We start from the raw sequence: 17,777 nt of genomic DNA, 5'->3' as shown, positions 1-17,777 counted from the left end.
CTGCTCAACGAGTGGTGTTCTCGATGGGAATCAGCAGGTCGTTCAGAAAGGCTTCTCGGCCGGTGAACTGCGAGCTGAAGCGGTGGATGACGTTGCGGTCCGAGGTGTGCGCATGCGCCAGCGCCGGGGCGCGCCGGGGGTCGGCCGGGGCCCAGTAGTGCTCAGCAGCGAACGGATACCCAGGCAGGCCGACGAGGCGCGGCCGACTGTCCCACAGGTCCTCGAACTCGGGGGGATATCCCTGGCAGTAGAACTCGGCCAGAGCGGTGAGATGGTCCGGGTATGTGACGGCGTCGTGCCGTACCGTCCGGCCGGCGCGCACCAGGCCCTCGATCAGCTTTCCGATCGTGGCATTGGGGGTGAAGTCACGGCTCACCGTCCCGCGGACGAGGTTGGGGATCTTCGCGCCCGCCGCGGCCTCCCGGAGCATCCGCACCGCGTCGTCGCCGTCCTCGACGACCACGGCGCAGCGGTGGGCGAAGTGGTGCCGGCCGGTCATCAGTGTGCGACTGACCGAGGCCAGGAACCGGGCGCCGGCATCGCCGGCCGGCCGCGCCGTCGGGTGGTCGGCCAGGTGGTCGGCCAGGCCGTTCAGCAGCTCCGTCAGCGCCTCCTCGGTCTTGGCGGACACCAGGAGCAGGTGGTGGCTCGGGGTGGCTCGACCGGTCGGGCGCTCCTCGTCCTCGCGCTCCGCGCCGTACGCCTGGAGCACGACGTGGGCGTTGGTGCCGCTCATGCCGAAGGAGCTGACAGCGCCACGGCGGGGCCGCCCGGGCGTGGCGGGCCAGGGCAGGGCCTCGCGGTTGACGAAGAAGGGACTCTTCTCCCACTCGATGTAGTCGCTGAGTTCTCGGCAGTTGATGCTCGGCGGGATGGTCTTCTGTTCCATCGCCGTCACCAGACAGATGAGATTGACCAGTCCGGACGCGGCCATGGTGTGCCCGATGTTGGGCTTGACCGAGGTCAGCGCACAGAATCCGGTGCGGTCGGTGCGCGAGCGGAACGCCTCGACCAGGGCGTTGGTCTCGATGGGATCGCCCAGCCGGGTGCCGGTGCCATGGGCGACCACGTAGTCGAGCGTGTCCGGGGATATCCCGTGCCGGTCGTAGACCGAGCTCAGGAGACGGGACTGGGCCTCGCCACTGGGCGCGGTGATGCCGTTGGTCCTGCCGTCGTAGTTGACCCCGCTGCCGAGGATCGTCGCATGGACGGGGTGGCCGTCCCGCTCGGCCGCGCGCTGCTTCTTCAGCACCAGCACCGCCACCGCCTCGCCCGGAACCAGGCCGTTGGCCCGCCGATCGAACGCGTAGCACGTCCGGTCCGGGGAGAGCATATTGGCCTTCTCCATGGCGGCGCAGTCGTGGTCGGACGCCATGAGGCCGGCCCCGGCGACGATCGCGGTGTCGCAGTCGCCGTAGCGCAGGCTCAGGCACGCCTCGTGCAGTGCCACCAGCCCCGACGAGCAGGAGGTGTTGATCGCCATGCTCGGACCGGACAGGTTCAGGAAGTACGCCAGCCGTGAGGCCAGGATCGAGGTGCTGTTGGAGGTCACGGTGGCCTCCTGGTCGACCAGATAGCGGTAGTCGCCCTCCTCGACACCGACGAAGATCCCAACGTTCTCCTCGGTGACCGTCCGGTGTCCGTATCCGGCGTCCTCCAACGCTCGCCACATCTCCTGGAGCAACAGCCGCTGCCGCGGGTCCATCAGCTCGGCCTCACGCGGGGAGATCTCGAAGAACAGCGGGTCGAACTCCGCGATCCCGGGAACGCAGCCGAACTTGTGCAGCTGCCGCGAGCCGGCCCGGTCGCCGCCGTTCCACCACGGGCGGCGCTCCTCGGGCACCTCGCGAACGACGCTGCGGCCCTCGGAGAGGATGGACCACAGCTCGGCGACGGTCCGCGCGTCGGGGAAGCGCCCGCTCATGCCGACAATGGCGATCGGCTCGTCCGGGGCGCCGACCGCGGGCCCGGCCGGCCGCCCCGGCGCGCCGTCGGCGAAGCGGTCGGAGCGGCGCTTGCGTTCTCGCACGGCGGCGGGGGGCGCCGAGGGGGCCGCCGAGCCCGCTCGGTAGCGGGCGTCCATCCGCTCGGCATGGGCCGTGAGCAGGTGGGTCTCCAGACGCTTCAGCGTCGGATGGCTGAAGAAGAGGTCGGGTGTGACAGTGAGGCCCAGCCGACCGCTCAGCTGCGTGGCGAACTTGGCGATGTTGAGCGAGTCGATGCCGTAGTTCGCCAGGTTCTCCTCGGCGTCCAGTTCCTCGGCCGGGAGCCCGAGCACCTGGCCGGCCGCGTCGGCGAGCTCCCAGGCCAGGCACTGCGGCACCGTCCATCCCCGCATACGCGGGCGTCGGCCCTCGCCGGGCGCCCGGTCGGTCGCGGGCTCCGGCCGCGGGCGTGCCCACTCCCGGCTCAGGACCGGCTCGCGGAGGCGGGCGACGACGGTGCCGTCGGCCGCCGCCAGTTCGACGGTGAGCGAGCGGGTGCCCGCGGCCCCGTCCTCGGGTGAGGTGACGAGGGCCCAGCGCGCGGGCTGCGCGGGGGCGGCGAAGCCGGCCTCGGCGACCGCCGTCACCTCGCCGCCCTCCTCTCCCCAGCCCAGGTGCCCGCGCACCACGGCGAGGCAGGCGTCCAACTGCTCCGGCCGCAGGACCAGCTCGTCGCCGGGCGCCTCGTCCGGCACCGGGTCCAGCTCCAGCAACAGACGTCCCGGGCCGGCTTCCGCCCGCAGCGCGGGCAGGTCGAGCGCATCGGGGCGTCCCGCCTCGGTCGAGGGGGGTACGGGGGCGGCCCCGCCGTCGCAGGCAAGGTACGAATCGCCGTCGCCCTCGTCGACGTACACCGCCCAGTCGACCGTGCCGTCACCGGCCTGCCGCAGGTCGATGTGCAGGTCGAGATCGGGCGCGCGGCCCTGGTCGGCCAGGGTGACCGGCTCGTGCCATCTCACGTCGTGCAGCGCGACGGCTCGCCCGCCCAGGCCCAGGCCCAGCACCACGGCCGCCCGGGCCAGTTCGAGCAGTGCCCCGGGCGCCATGACCCCGCCGGCGGAACGGCCGAACCAGTTCTCCCGGCCAGTGAAGGTCGAGGCGAAGCGCTGGCAGGTCACGTCGGAGACGTTGCGGTGGACCAGCGGGTGCAGACGTGCGGCGGCATCGGCGCCCCCGGCGGAGACCCAGTATTCGGCGTTGTCGAACGCGTAGGGGGGCAGGCTCATGCGCTCCGGCGGGGTATCCCCCCACAGCCCCGCGAACGCGGCCGGCTCATGGCCGCGGCAGTAGCTCCTGGCCAGCTCGGTCAGAAGCTCCCTCTCCTGGCCATCGGCGGCCTCGGCCACCAGCTCCCGCAGGGCGCGGGTCCCGGCGGCGTCCAGGGGGTACTCGCGCGGCACGGTGCCGCGCACCACCTCCGGGCCGTCCTGCCCGTCCGCCGCCCGGAGCAGCGCGGCGACCGCCTGCTCACGGTCGCGCACGACCACCGCGCACCGCCGCGCGAAGTGGTGCCGCCCGGCGATCAGGGTGTGGCTCACCGAGGCCATCAGCCCGGGCCCCGCGTCGCCGGGCAGCGCCGCCAGGTGGTCGGCCAGCCGGCGCAGTTGGCGGGTGAGTGCCGCCTCGGTCCTGGCGGAGCACACCAGCAGGTGCCAGGGCGGGGCGGGCTGGGCGCCGAGGCGTGCGAGGTCGCCGCGGGCCGTGTCACGGCTCTCGACCACCACGTGGGCGTTGGTGCCGCTGAAGCCGAACGCGCTGACCGCGCCGCGGCGCGGCAGGCCCCCGTCCTCCGGCCAGGGGCGCGGCTGGTGGTTGACGTAAAAAGGGCTGTCGGCCCAGTTGACGAAGTCGCTGATCTCCTCGCAGTTGATGCTCGGCGGGATGGTCTCGTGGCGCATCCCCAGGACCAAGCCGATCAGGCTGACCAGGCCGGAGGCGGCCAGGGCGTGGCCGACGTTGGGCTTGGTGGAGGTCAGCGCGCAGAAGCCGGTGCGCGCGGTGTGCGGCCGGAACGCCTCTGCCAGCGCATTGATCTCGACGGGGTCGCCGAGGCGGGTGCCGGTACCGTGGGTCACCAGGTGGCCCAGGGAGTCCGGGGAGATACCCGCGCGCTGGTAGACCTCCTGGAGCAGGCGCGTCTGGGCGTGTCCGCTGGGGGCGGTGATGCCGTTGGTCCTGCCGTCGTTGTTGATGCCGGTGGCGAGGATGTCGGCGTAGACGCGGTGGCCGTCCCGCTCGGCGCGCCCGCGCCGCTTCAGCACGATCGCGGCGACGGCCTCACCTGGCACCATGCCGTCCGCCCGCCGGTCGAAGGCGCGGCAGACCCCTTGGGGGGAGAGCATGCCCGCGCCGACCATGGCGTCGAACTCGCGGGGCGTGGCCATGAGATTGGCGCTGGCCACGATGGCGGTGTCGCAGTCGCCGTGGCGCAGGCTCAGGCACGCCTCGTGGAGGGCCACCAGGCCGGAGGAACAGGCGGTGTTGATCGCGATGCCGGGGCCGGTCAGGTTCAAAAAGTAGGACAGACGAGCGGCGAGCACCGCGTTGTGGTTGGAGGTGATGCCCTCCTCGGTGGCGGCCAGCAGCCGGTAGTCGCCCTCTTCGACGCCGACGAACACTCCCACCTTTTCGGTGGCGAGCTGCTCGCGCGCGCAGCCGGCGTCCTCCAGGGCCTTCCACATCTCCTCCAGCAGCAGCCGCTGCCGGGGGTCCATGGTCGCCGCTTCGCTGGGCGCGATCTCGAAGAACAGCGGGTCGAACTCGGCGATGCCGGGCAGCCAGCCGATGCGCCGCTCCTTGCCATCGGCCCACCACTCGTGCCGCTCGCGCGGCACCGGCCCGATGGCGCTGCGGCCCTCGGCCAGCAGGGCCCACAGTTCCTCGACGGTGTGGGCGGCGGGGAAGCGCCCGCTCATCCCGATGATGGCGAACCGCTCGTCGGAGGAGGCGGGCGTCGGCGGGGTGTCGCGCCGGTCCGGCCGCGGCCGGGCGGTGGCGAACCGGCTCGCGTCCTCGCGCCGGGTCCGGAGCCTCGCTCCGCGGCGGGCGTGCGCCGGGGCCGGCCGGCGGTCGGGCGCGGGCGCCTCGGGGGGAGCCGTAGCGGATGGTGCCCGATAGCGGTCCGCCAGGTGTGTGTGGTGGCGACCGAGCAGGAACTCGTGCAGCGTGTGGAGGGTGGGATAGCTGAAGAACAGGTCCGGGGTGAAGTCGACCTCCAGCCGCTCGGAGAGGACCCCCGCGAACTCCACCAGCGTGATGGAGTCGAAGCCGAAGTCCCTCAGGTTCTCGTCCGATGCCAGCTTGTCGACGGGGAGGCGCAGGATCTGGCTGACGATGTCGTTCAGCTCACGCCGCAGTTCCTGGGCCGGGTCGGCGGTGGCCGTCCCTGGCCGTGGTTCGGGCCGAGGCCGCGTCGGCCGGCCGGGGGCGGCGCGGAGCGCGGCGCGGATGCGTTCGCCCTGCCCGGCCAGGACCAGGTAGGAGGCGTCGGGCTGTGTGACGAGGCGGCGGAACAGGCCGGTGCCCTCGGCGGGCTCCAGGTAGCGCTGGCCGCTGGATCTCAGATAGAAGTCGGCGGTGTCGGCGTCGGCGAAATTCATGCCGTCGCTCCGCCACATCGGCCAGCTGATCGCCAGCCGCTTCGGCCCGGCGGGGTCCCGCTGCGCCAGATGGCGGGCGTAGCCGACCTGGAAGCGGTTGCCCACAGCGTAGTCGCAGCTGCCGAAGTCCCCCAGCACGGCGGCGCTCGACGAGAAGTAGCACACGAAGTCGGGGGCCCGGCCCGGCCCGGTGAGGGCCTGGGCGAGGGCGTTCTCCAGGTTGACCGTGCCGGCGACCTTCGGACCGAGGACGCGGGCGAACGTCACCGCGTCCCGGTTGGCGATGCTGCCGTGCTGCTCCACTCCGGCGGCGTGGAACACCCCGTCGATCCGGCCGAAGCGAGCGGCCGCGGTCCCGACCGCCGCGGTCAGGGCCGCCGCGTCGCACACGTCCGCCTGGCAGTACAGGGTGCCGCCCGCGCCCGCCGCCTCCAGCGCAGCCAGCCGCTCCCGCACCGCGGCGGCGTCCGCGGGGCGGCGCCCCAGCAGCACCAACCGGGCCTGGTAGGCGCGGGCGAGCCAGGTCGCGAAGACCGTTCCCAGGCCGCCCGCCCCGCCGGTGATCAGGTATGTGCCGCCGTGGCGCAGCGGGTCCGGCTCGGGTGAGGAAGGCTGGAGGGTGGCCGGGCGTACGCGCTGGACGTACCGGCGGCCTCCGGTGTGGAGGGCGCCGACCGGTTCCTCCGCCCGCAACTCCCCGGCCAGGACGTCCGGCAGTTCGGGGGCGTGCGGGGTGGTGCCGTCCAGGCAGAGGACCGTGAGCGAGGTGCCGGGCACGACGAGGCCGACCGACCGCTCGAAGCCCAGCCAGGATTCGAGGGCGCAGCGCTCCAGGTCGTCGGTGAACGTGCCGCCGAGAACGATCCTGCCCGGTGCCCGCCCCTCCGGGCCGCCTTCCCGGGCGATGATCCGCAGCAGGTCGCGGAGCGGGTCCGGATCCCGGAGCAGGTCCTGGCCCTCGCGGTGTTCGGTGGCCCATAGGTGGGCGACGACGTCGATGGGCCCGTGGTCGTCCGTGACGGCCCGCAGCAGGGCACGGTACGCCTCCGCGAGATCGCCGCCGACCTCGTAGCGGTCCGCGGCGAGCCGCCGGTACGCGGTGCCCCGGGCGGCGCAGACCACGGTGAGGTCGGGGTGATCGGCGGTCAGCCGCCGCCGGACCTCGTCCTGTCGACCCGGGTCGGACAGGAAGACAACGGCACACCGGTGCCGGTGCGGCGGCGAGGCCGGCACCGCCGGTGCCTCCTCCCAGTCCTCGGTGAACAGGTGCAGGTCGTCCGGGATGGTCACGTCCGGGTTGCTCAGCATGCCCCCTCTTTTCTGTGGGCGAAACGGATGCCGGACAGACGGACCAGCAGCCGGCCGTCCCTGTCGCGCAGGTCGAGGTCGAGGGCCTGGGCTGCGCTGCCCGCGGTGAGGATCGCGTAGGCATCGCCCTCGCACCTGCCGTGGAAGGTCACCTCGTCGATGCCGACCGGTGTCATGGCGGCGAACCGCTCACGGCCGGGCCATGCCGCGGCCGCCTGAAGCGCGGCGGTCAGCAGGACGGGGTGGGCGGCGAACTCCCCCGCCCGCCCGGCCGCCGGGCGCAGCGCCTCGGGCAGGCTCAGCTCGGCCAGCAGGTGGGCTTCCCCGCGGCGCACCGCCGTCAGGGCCTGGTACGCGGTTCCCAGACGGAGACCGGCCCGGCTCAGGGCGGCCTCGATGTCCGTGGCGGACCAGTACGCTTCCGTTCCGTCGGTGAAACGCCCCGGGTCGGTGTGGTCGGGCTCCTCCGGGGTGACCAGGGCCGCTTGGCCCTGGCAGTACAGGCGGACGTCCTCGGCCCGGCCGACCCGCTCCTGCTGGTAGCAGTCGAAGTCGACGAGCCCGTCGGGGCCCTGCACCAGGGAGATGTTGACCGGCCGGTCGTCGCCGGACCGGTGGACGTGGCTCTCGTGCCAGGTCAGGTCTGAAAGGCGGACGCCGAGGTGCCCCGCGTCCTGCCCGTGGGCGAGAGCGACCGCCACCCGGGCGGCCTCGATCCACGCCGTGGCCGGCAGGCCGGCACGGCCATGGTCGAGGTGGTCGCGCAGGAGGAACTCCTGTCCCGTCCAGCGGGACCGGAAGCGCTCCTCGCGGAAGTCCGAGACGTTCTCGTGGACCAGGGGGTGCAGATGGCGGGCCTCGACGGCCTGGCCCCGGGCCGCCGTCGTGGCGTCTCCGGGCCCGCCCCCGGCCCACAGGTCGAGCAGCGTCTTGGCGTGGTTCCCGGCCGTCAACAGGCTCTCGACGAAACCCCGCAGCTCCTGGTTGTCGATGGACGGGTGGGGCGCTGCCGCGCCGACCGTGATGGCGGAGGTCACCGCCGCTTCCTCGACGCCACGGATCCAGTGGCGTTCGCGGGCGAACGGGTATCCGGGCAACTCGACGTGGTGCAGCGGCCCGTCGTGCAGTTCCTCCCAGGGGATGTCGGCTCCCGACACCCAGGCGGCGGCGAGTGCCGGCAGGTCACCGCCGTGCAGGGCGTCTTGTACCGTCTCCCGCGACGCCGCCGACGGGGGTCGGCCGGCCTGTGGGTCGCGGTCGGTGGTCCAGCAGTTCTCCGCGGGTGGACTTCCTTGGGCCGCGGCGGTCAGGGTGTCGGCGAGCTGGTGCAGGTCGGTGGCGAGCACGGCCAGCCGCTCCGGCAGCGGCTGGCGCCTGACCTGAAGCTGGTAGGCCACCTCGGACAGCCGTATATGGCCCGCGCCGTCCTTCACCGCGACGGCCAGAGCAGCGCAGTGCTCCCCCAGCCGTTCGGCGTTTTTGGCGGAGACGACGACGAGGTGCGTCCCGTCGGGGGCGCCCCGCGGGGCCTGCGGCCCGGTGTACTCCTCGACGATCACATGTGCGTTGGACCCACCGGCGCCGAAGGCGCTGACGCCCGCGCGCCGGGGCAGCGGGGTGCCGTCCGCCGCAGTCCTGACGGGCCAGTCCGTGGTGTGGCGCTGGATGCGGAACGGTCCGGACGCCAGGTCGATACGGGGGTTCACGGGTTCGGCGTGGAGGGAGGGCACGAGCCGGCGGTGGCGGAGCTGGAGCAGCACCTTCGTGAGGCCGGCGATGCCGGCCGCCGCTTCGAGGTGGCCGATGTTGGTCTTCACCGACCCGAGGGCGCAGTCGCCCGGCGTCGCGTCGCCGGGCGCGCCGTCCGCGAAGGCACGGTTCAGGCCGGCGATCTCGATCGGATCCCCCAGCGGTGTGCCGGTGCCGTGAGTCTCGACGTAACCGACGGTGCTGGGGGTGACGTCGGCGTCGCTCAGCGCGGCACCGACCAGATCGGCTTGGGCGCGGGGGTTCGGGACGGTGAAGCCGTTGGTGCGGCCGCCGTGGTTGACGGCCGTGCCCCGGATCACCGCATGGATCCGGTCGCCTTCGGCGATCGCGTCCCGCAGCGGCTTGAGGATCAGGGCGCCGACTCCCTCCCCGGGCACAAAACCGTCCGCGTCGGCGCCGAACGTGTGGCAGCGGCCCGTCCGGGAGAGCATGTTCATCTGGCACAGCCAGTCGTACTTGCTGGGATGCAGATAGAGGTTGACGCCTCCGACGAGAGCCATCCGGCACTCCCGGCGGCGCAGGCTCTCGCAGGCCAGGTGAACGGCGTTGAGCGAGGCGGCGCAGGCAGTGTCCACCGGCATGCTGGGACCGCGCAGGTCGAGCCAGTACGAGACCCGGTTGGCGATGGACCACTGGGTGGAGGTCGGAATCTCCCTGCCGCCGGCCCGCCAGTGGTCCGGGCCCCACAGCTGGTAGGTCTGGGTGGTGACCCCCACGAAGACACCGACCGAGCGGCCGTGCGGCGCGTCCGGGTCGCCGAGGCGGCGGGGTGGGTGGCCGGCGTCCTCGAACGCCGTCCAGGCGGTCTGCAGGAACAGCCGCTCCTGCGGGTCCATCAGCTCCGCCTCGCGCGGCGAAATGCTGAAGAACAACGGGTCGAAGGCATCCACATCGTCCAGGAAGGCGCCCCATCGACAGTAGGTGTCCTTGTCTCCGTCGGGGCCGGGGGCCATGCGGGCGCCCGCGTCCCAGCGGGAGGGCGGGACCTCCGTGACGCAGTTTCTTCCCTGGCGCAGGTTGTCCCAGAAGGCAGCGAGGTCGTCGGCCATCGGATAGCGGCCGGCCATGCCGATGACGGCTATCGCGCCCTCTGCCGGACCGGGGTCCGGGACACGGCCGAGGTCACTGCCGACGGCGGGGGCGTACGGCGTCTCGGTACGTGGCGGGGTCGGCTGTGCGTGGCGTGTCGCCAGCGCCGCGGGATGGTAGCCCGCGAGGGCCTCGGCGACCTGGTCTACAGTGCGGCACTCGAAGAGCAGGGTGTGCGGGATCGGGCCGAGCTCCCGCTCGACCTGTGCGTTGAACTGGCCGATCGTGATCGAGTCGATGCCGTACTCGTCGAAGCCGACGGTGGTGTCGATCTGTCCTTCGGGAACGCCCAGCAGGTTGGAGAACAGCGTCACGGCGTACCGGACCGCCAGTTGCCCCGCCTCCGCTGGAGTGGCAGCGGGCTCTGTCGGTACGGGCCGTTCCTCACCCGTCAGCAGTCCCGCTGCGGCGCCCGGTTCCCCGTAGACGAGGACGCGGTGCCCGCCCGGCCCGGCCAGCAACTCCTCCAGGGCCGCCAGCCCCGTGGCCGCGGGCAGCGGGGCGAGCCCCCGGTCGCGCCGGAAGACGGTGGTGACCTCGTCGGCGACGGCCATGCCCCCGTCCTGCCACAGCGGCCAACCGATGCTGATCGTGCGTCCGAATACCTCGCCAGCGGCGCGCCGGCGCTCACGGTCGGCCGCGTACGCGTCCAGATAGGCGTTGGCGGCGGCGTAGTCCGTCTGCCCGGCGTTTCCGGCCACCGCGACGACGGACGAAAACAGGGCGAAGAAGTCCAGCCGCTCCTCGCGGGTGGCCCGGTCGAGGTGGAGGGTGCCGAGGGTCTTCGGGGCCAGCACGTCTCGGAACTGTCGCAGCGTCTTGTTCCGCAGAAAGCGGTCGCTGAGCACTCCGGCAGCGTGCAGCACGCCGGTCAGGCGACCGTGGCGACGCCGGATCTCGGCGACCAGCGCGTCCGTCCGCGCCTGGTCGCTGAGTTCCGCGGAGAGATAGTCCACTCGGCCCGGGGCAGTGGCGACGAGCTGGTGAAGCCGACTTTCACGGTCGCCGGGCGCCGAGCGTCCGATGAGCACCACCCTCGTCCCCGGGGTCCGCAGCAGATGCCGGGCGACCAGCCGGCCAAGGCCGCCGGCGCCCCCGGTGACGAGATAGAGCCCGTCCGAGCGGATCGCGGGATGCGGCTCGTGCCCCGACTGGCCTCCGGCCGGGAACGGTGACTCCTCGAAGCGCTCCTCCTGCCGCACGCCGTCCTCGTAACGCACGGCGTCCGCCGCGGTATCGAGAGCGAACTCGCGGGCGGCGAGCCGCCACAGGACAGGGTCGTCGACGGCACGGCCGGCGACGACCGAACGCATCCTGACCCGACTGGTCTCCCGGCGCAGCGAGCGTGCCATCCCGGTGACCGCCGCGGCCTCGGGCGGGGCGGTCACTCCGGGCACGGCGGGCCGGACCCCGAGCACCAGGCAGCGCTCGCCGCCCTCACGCAAGACCAGCTGTCTGACGAGGTGGAAGGCGGCGTGCACGGTCTCCGCCAGCCGACGCCCCGCGTCCGCGGCGCCGTCGGGCATGACCACGTGCACGACGGACCGCGGCACATGGCCCTCGCGGTGCAGGGCGGTGAACAGCCGCTGCCAGTCCTCCTCCGCGTCGGGCCGGAGGCTCCACACGCCTCCGTCGTCCCGGTACTCCCCGGCGAGCCGTACGTACCGCACCCCACTGCCGTGGAACACGCCGCCGCACGCCGGCCTGGCCGTCTCCCACAGGCGGTCGGGCAGCACGACCAGCACGGGGCCGTCCGGCGCCGGTGACGGCGTGCCCTGGGCCCGCGTCCAGCGGGCGGTCGCCTCCAGCAGGCGGTGTCCCGTATCGGTCGGCGGGGTCGCGTCCGGGAGCGGGGCCTCGGGGGGAGGCGAGGCCTCGGGCCGGGTGGCGCGGTGCGTGGACCGGAGGAACTCGGTGGTGGGCAGCGACAGCGCACGGCGGGGAGCCCCGGAGTGGTACCGGCTCCAGTCGACCTCGACGCCGCCCAGCCACAGGCGCAGCAACGACTCGGCCAGCAGGTCGGCGAACGACCGGCCGCCGTCGATCACCACGTCCGCGGGTCCGGTCGTCCCCGGTGCGCCGATCCACAGCGTCGCCGTCTCCGGCGGGGCCTCCGCGGCGCCGCCGAGGTCGGTGGTGGCGGCCCAGGCGCGCAGCAGTTCCGGTCCGGCCGGCATCCCCGCGCGGGCTCGCAGCATCGTGTAGTCCCCGTCCGGCGCGAGCGGGACGGCGCGGGCCCGGAGGTCGGAGACGACCGCCGCCCGGGCACCGGGGCCGTCGGCGAGCAGCGCCGGCAGATGCCCGCGGGTCAGCACCCCGTCCGCCAGCAGTTCCAGTACCTCCCGCGCCCGGGGGTCGCGCACCATGGGATCACGCGGCAGGCTCCACTTGCGGTCCAGCAGGTCGAGCGCGTGCTGCGCCGCCAGGACCCGGAAGACCTCCGCGGGCCGATCCGCCGCGGCCGGCGGCGTGGCCCACGCCGCGCCGTCCATGGGAAGCTGCCACGCGGTCCGGCCGCACCGCTCCAGCTCTTGGTTCCAGGCACGCAGGTGGCCGCGGAAGGTGTGCTGCCCGTCGACGAGTCGGCCGGCCTTCGCCCACACCGCGGCGGTCTCCTCGCCGTTGAGGACGAGACCCTCCAGCAGATCGGCGAGATAGGCCGTGTCCAGGGGGTGGGCGGGGTAGGTGCGGCCCGTCAGCGGTTCGGTGAAGGGGAGACGCGGGGCGCGCGGCTCGACGGTCGCGGTCGTCGAGGAGCCGCCCTCGGCGAGGTCCACGGCGGCCGGCCAGTCCAGCGCGCCCACGGCGGCGAGGGCCGGCCAGACACCGGGGCCGTGGGCGGTGACGCCGTCCGGTGCCATGCCGATGCGCAGCAGCGCCCGCACCGTCAGCAGGCTGAACACCACCTCGGCCCGCGGTCCGTGTTCGCCCTGGCGCAGGGCGCGCAGCGCGGCCGCCGCGTCGCCGGACTCGGCGCGGAACTCGGCAACGAGGTCGGCGTACAGCGGAGAGGCCAGCAGCTCGCGCACCCGCTGCCGCGACGGCGGTCGCAGCGGGCCCACGGCCAGCCGCCATCTCCGTTCGACGGGCGGCGCCTCGACGACGGCCGGCGCCGCGACCAGGGCGGCGATGTCCTCCATCCCGCTCACCAGTCCGCCGACCCGTACCGGGGCATGGTCCCGGCCGACGGCGAGGGTGTGGCAGATGTCCGCGGTGGGTCCGGGCTCCCGGCGGGGTGCGGCGGTCATGGCACGCCAGCGGCCGAGCAGGCCGTCGAGCGCCTCCGGAGAGCGGGCGGACAGCAGGAACGGGTACCGGGCCGGAGTCCGGGCACGGCTCTTCCCCGCGGTCTTCGGCCGTGGCGTGGGCAGGGCGGCGCCCGGGGAGCGGTCCCCCGCGTACTCCTCCACGATCACGTGGCAGTTCACCCCGCCCATGCCGAAGGAGCTGACGCCGGCCCGCAGCACCGCGCCCGGCTCGTGGGGCAGCCAGTCGGCCGGCCGCCGCGTGATCCGGAAGGGGCTGCCGTCCAGCTTGATCAGGGGATTCAGGGCGCTGATGTGAATGCTCGGCGGCACCCGACGTTCGGCCGTCATCATGAGCACCTTGATGAGCCCGGCGACGCCCGCCGCGGCCTCCAGGTGCCCGATGTTGGGCTTGACGGAGCCGATCCGGCACCAGCCCTGGTCGGGTGAGGCGGCGGCGTACACCTGGCGGAGCGCCTCCACCTCGATGGGGTCGCCCAGCGAGGTGCCCGTGCCGTGCGCCTCGATGTAGGTGATGGTGCGCGGGTCGGCTCCCGCGCGCGCCAGGGCGGCGGAGACCACCTCGCGCTGCGAGGCCACCGTGGGGGCGGTGATGGTGGCCCGGCTGCCGCCGTGGTTGACGGCGCTGCCGGTCAGTACGCCGTAGACGTGGTCCCCCGCGCGCAGCGCGTCGTCCAGCCTGCGGAGCAGCACCATGCCCACACCGTCGCCGGGTACGTATCCGTCGGCGTCCTGGGAGAACGTGCGGCAGAGTCCCGTGGGGCTGAGCATGCGGGCCTTGGAGAAGGAGATGTACTTCCACGGGTGGAGGTTGAGGCTGACGCCACCGGCCAGCGCGAAGTCGGCCTCGTCGCCGAGCAGCGCCTGCATCGCCATGTGCACGGCCACCAGCGAGGAAGCGCAGGCGGCGTCCACGGATACGCTGGGGCCCCGCAGGCCGAGGGTGTGCGACAGCCGGTTGGCCATCAGGCAGTCGTAACCGCCGAGCCCGGAGTGGCTCTCCACGGCCCCGTAGTCCCTGGCCGCCTCCTGGAGGTGGTCCCGGGCCATGGCGCCGACGTAGACGGCGGTCCGCGCGGCGCGCAGTGCGTCCAGGGGGATCCCCGCGTCCTCCACACAGTGCCAGGTCTCCTCCAGCAACAGCCGCTGCTGCGGGTCCATCAGGGCGGCCTCGCGCGGTGAGACGCGGAAGAAGGCGTGGTCGAAGTCGTAGGGGCCGGCCAGCTGGCCGCACCACTTGCTGACCGTCTTGCCCGGCTCGGCCACATCGGGCGAGTAGAAGCGGTCGGGATCCCAGCGGTCGGGCGAGATCTCGGTGGTGGAAGCGCGGCCGGCCAGCAGGTTGGCGGCGTACTCCCGGTGGTCGCGGGCGTCGGGCAGCCGGCAGCCGATGCCGGTGACGGCGATGGCCATGCCGGTGCCGAGGGAGGAGCCCTGGGCGGTGATGCTCATGCTGCTCCCTCATCCGCGCGAAAGTCGCGGTCCGGGCCGTGGTGTTCCCAGGGGTAGATGCCGTGTTCGACGAAGCGAGTGATGCGCTGGAGATTGCGGGCGTCGGAGAACATCTCCAGATTCGCGGACACCGCCGCTTCCCGGTGGCGCCGGATCGGGGCGATCTCGGCGTGCATGAAGCGCTTGTACCGGGCGATGCCGTCCCCGGAGAGCTTGCTCAGCCGGCCGAGGTGCTGGGCGAGGAGCGGCCCGCTGCGTTCGGCACAGCAGTCGACCAGGCCCCATTCGGCCGCCTGCCGGGCGCCGACCGTCCGGGTCGTCAGCGTCAGGTAGTTGGCCCGCTGGTAGCCGACGCGCCGGGCCAGGAACGGCATGACCATCGCCGGGTACAGCCCGAACAGCAGCTCCGAGAGGCCGAAGGTGGCGGTGGTGTCGGCGATGACGATGTCACTGGCCGCCACGAAGCCCACTCCCCCGGCATTGGTCCTGCCCCGGGCGTGAACGAGGGTGATGTACGGACCGGTCGCCATCCGCAGCCACAGGTCGTACAGCGGGGCGGGATCGTACTCGCCAGGCGCGTCCGGGGTGTCGGGGTCGGGGCGCGGCGCGCCCGGCTCTGGGGGCGGGGCGAAGGCGGTGAAGTCCGCGCCGACGCAGAAGACCTCGGCCGATCCCTCGAAGACCACGAGGGTGCAGCCGTCCCGCTCACAGGAGTCCAGCGTCTCGTGGCATTCGCGAATCATCGCGTCGTTGATGGCGTTGTCGCGCTCGGGGCGGTCGAACCGCACACGGCACACCTGACCCTGGCGCCGTACCCGTATCGTTTCGAGGTCCATTCAGTCTGTTCCCACCGCGGCCAGCTTTCGGCCCATGAGGACCGCCGCCTCCTCCAGGATGCGGTAGTTGATCTCCGCGACGTGTCGTCGGCGCCAGTTCTCGAATTCGGTGCCCTTCACCCACTGGTTGAACGCGCCGAGCGCGGGTCCACAGTGCACCTGGAAGTCCACCCGGCCCTCGTCCGAGCCGCTGAGCGCCTGGCGTGTGGAATGGGAGAAGTACCACTTGAAGACCAGGGCCATTTTGTGTTTGGGATCCCTCTCGGCCTTCTCGATCCCCTGCGGGGGATGGTGGGCGCGGACCTCGGCGTAGACCTCGCCGAAGCTCTTCTTGAAATACCGGGTCTGGATCTGCCCGGCCGTCGCCGCGTCGATCTGCTCCAGCGATTCGTACCGCTTGTAGAGCTCGTAGAGTTTGTTGGCCCGGGCGGGGAACAGCACGCCCTTCTTCAAGACCTGAACCCGCGCGCCGTATTCGAACATGTCGCCGGCGGGGGCATAGCCGGTGTCCTGGATGTTGATGTCCTGGAGCAGGTCCTTCACCCGCTCGCTGGTTCCGGCCTCGACCGTGCACTGGTTGATCGAGCCGGTCGTGAGGAAGTCCGCGCCCATCAGGAAGCAGGCCGCGGCGGCGTCCGGCGTGCCGATGCCACCCGCGGCACCGAGGCGGGCCCGTCGATGGTAGCCGTGCTGGGCCGTCATGTCGTCGCGCAGCCGGCGCATGGCGGGCATCAGGGTGAGGGCCACGCCCTGGTCGGTGTGGCCGCCGGAGTCGGCCTCCAGGCACAGGTCGTCGGCGACGGGCAGCTCCCTGGAGAGTTCCGCCTCGGCGGCCGTGATCCGCCCCTGGTCCAGCAGCTGGTCCACGAGGCGGGCGGGGGCAGGGCTGAGGAACGCCTTGGCGACCTCGGGGCGAGAGACCTTCGCGATGACGCGGTTGCGGGGCACGACCTGGCCGGCGGAGTCCCGGCGCAGCCCGGTCAGCCGGTAGCGGATCACCGCCGGGGTCATGGTGATGAAGGCGGAGGCCTCGACCGTGCGGACGTCGTGCTTGAGGTAGAGGTCGACCAGGGTGTCCTCGCGCTCGGGGTGGCCGGGGTCGTGGACGAGGTTCATGCCGAAGGGCTGACCGTCGGCCAGGTGTTGCTTGAGATACCGGATGTCGGCCTCGACCCGCTCGGCGGGCTGGCCCGCGGTGCCCAGGAAGCCGAGCATGCCTGCCCTCCCCACGGCGGCGATCATTTCCCGGGAGGCGATGCCGCGGTACATGCCGCCGATGACGCAGGCGTAGCGCAGGCCGTAGTCCCGCTTGAAGCCGGCACTGCCGAGGTCGGCGGCGGAGACCGCGAACCGGCCCGCGGCAGCGGGCGGGACGGAGGACCGGGCGGGCTGGACCGGCGGCGCGGGGGTGGCCGCCTGGGCGGGAGCGGGTGGGTCGGCGGGGGACCGCGTCTCCTGCTCTTCCTCCCCCTCGCCAACGATGAGCGGCTCGGAGTCCCGGCGGATGCTGCGGATCAGGCTGGTCAGCACGCGGCCCGGCCCGACCTGGAGAAATTCGTCCTCGTCGTTGCCCAGCAGGTAGCGGATACTCTCGCTCCATCGGACCGCTGAGGCGATCTGGGCCACCAGGGTCTCGGCGACCCGGTCCGGGCGGTAAGGGCGCGCGGTGGAGTTGGCGATGACGGGGATCGCCGGAGGTCTGATCTCCAGCTCGTCGACGTACGCGGCGAACTCCTGCTGGGCGGCGGACATGTACCGGGAGTGGAAGGCCCCGCTGACCTGGAGGATGCTGTATGTACGTGCCTTGGCGGCCTGGAAGGCGTCCTTGGCCCGCTCGATGTCGGCGCGCAGTCCGGAGATGACGGTCTGGGAGGGGGAGTTGAGGTTCGCCACGTCGATGGCGTCGAAGCCGTGGTCCCTCAGCACGTCGCGGACCTCCTTCTCGCCCAGGCCGAGGACGGCGGCCATGCCTCCGCCGACGGCCCGCCCCATCAGCTCGCCGCGCTTCTTCACCATCTTCAGGCCGGTCGCGAAGTCGAACGCCTGCGCGGCAAGGAGGGCGTTGTACTCGCCGAGGCTGTGGCCGGCGACGTAGTCGGGCCGCGGTTCACCCTCCTTCAGCAACCGGTAGTAGCTCAGCGCGTTGACGACGTACAGGGCCGGCTGGGTGCACTGGGTGAGGTCGAGGCGCTTGTCCGGATCCTCCAGGCACAGCGAGCGGATCGAATAGCCCAGGATCTCGTCGGCGATGTCCGTCAGTTCCTTCGCATCCTCGAAGAGCTCGGCGCCCATGCCGAGCTTCTGGGATCCCTGTCCCGGGAAGAGATAAGCCACCATGATGGGTTGTCCGTCCTTTCACACGCCCTTGGGAAGCTGGGATGCCTGCCCCGGGCAGGCGCCGTTCAGCACCACCCGCTCGCGGGTGCGCTACTCATTGCGATCACAGGCCGGCCGCGCGACGCGGGAACTGCG

Annotated in this window: 4 protein-coding genes; all 4 read right to left on the bottom strand. The window is 72.8% G+C overall.

The window, feature by feature from the left end; translation table 11 throughout:
* Positions 1-4: 4 nt before the first annotated feature.
* From ACWY4P_RS45700 to fabD, 4 genes are read right to left on the bottom strand one after another with little or no spacing between them, the layout of a single operon-like run.
* Positions 5-6,892 carry an SDR family NAD(P)-dependent oxidoreductase gene (locus ACWY4P_RS45700; RefSeq protein ID WP_456206736.1) on the bottom strand — a complete coding sequence of 2,296 codons (6,888 nt, stop codon included), beginning with the start codon at positions 6,890-6,892 and terminating at the stop codon, positions 5-7.
* Positions 6,886-14,469: an SDR family NAD(P)-dependent oxidoreductase gene (locus ACWY4P_RS45695; protein ID WP_456206735.1), complete on the bottom strand. Its 7,584-nt coding sequence runs from the start codon at positions 14,467-14,469 to the stop codon at positions 6,886-6,888. Before ACWY4P_RS45695 ends, ACWY4P_RS45700 begins: the two co-directional genes overlap by 7 nt.
* On the bottom strand, positions 14,466-15,257 hold the full coding sequence (locus tag ACWY4P_RS45690; protein WP_456206734.1) for an enoyl-CoA hydratase/isomerase: 792 nt from the start codon (positions 15,255-15,257) through the stop codon (positions 14,466-14,468). Before ACWY4P_RS45690 ends, ACWY4P_RS45695 begins: the two co-directional genes overlap by 4 nt.
* 48 nt (positions 15,258-15,305) lie before the next feature.
* A complete protein-coding gene (gene fabD, locus ACWY4P_RS45685; RefSeq protein WP_456206733.1) occupies positions 15,306-17,642 on the bottom strand; it encodes an ACP S-malonyltransferase in 2,337 nt (778 codons plus the stop codon).
* Positions 17,643-17,777: the final 135 nt, after the last annotated feature.

This window comes from Streptomyces sp. LZ34, from assembly GCF_053890475.1.
The sequence above is the reverse complement of the archived record's forward strand: the minus strand, read 5'-3'. Positions and strand labels throughout refer to the sequence as shown.

Excerpts from the sequence above, each read along its gene's own strand:
- ACWY4P_RS45700 (WP_456206736.1), bottom strand. The coding sequence starts at position 6,892 with ATGCTGAGCAACCCGGACGTGACCATCCCGGACGACCTGCACCTGTTC.
- ACWY4P_RS45695 (WP_456206735.1), bottom strand. The coding sequence starts at position 14,469 with ATGAGCATCACCGCCCAGGGCTCCTCCCTCGGCACCGGCATGGCCATC.
- fabD (WP_456206733.1), bottom strand. The coding sequence starts at position 17,642 with ATGGTGGCTTATCTCTTCCCGGGACAGGGATCCCAGAAGCTCGGCATG.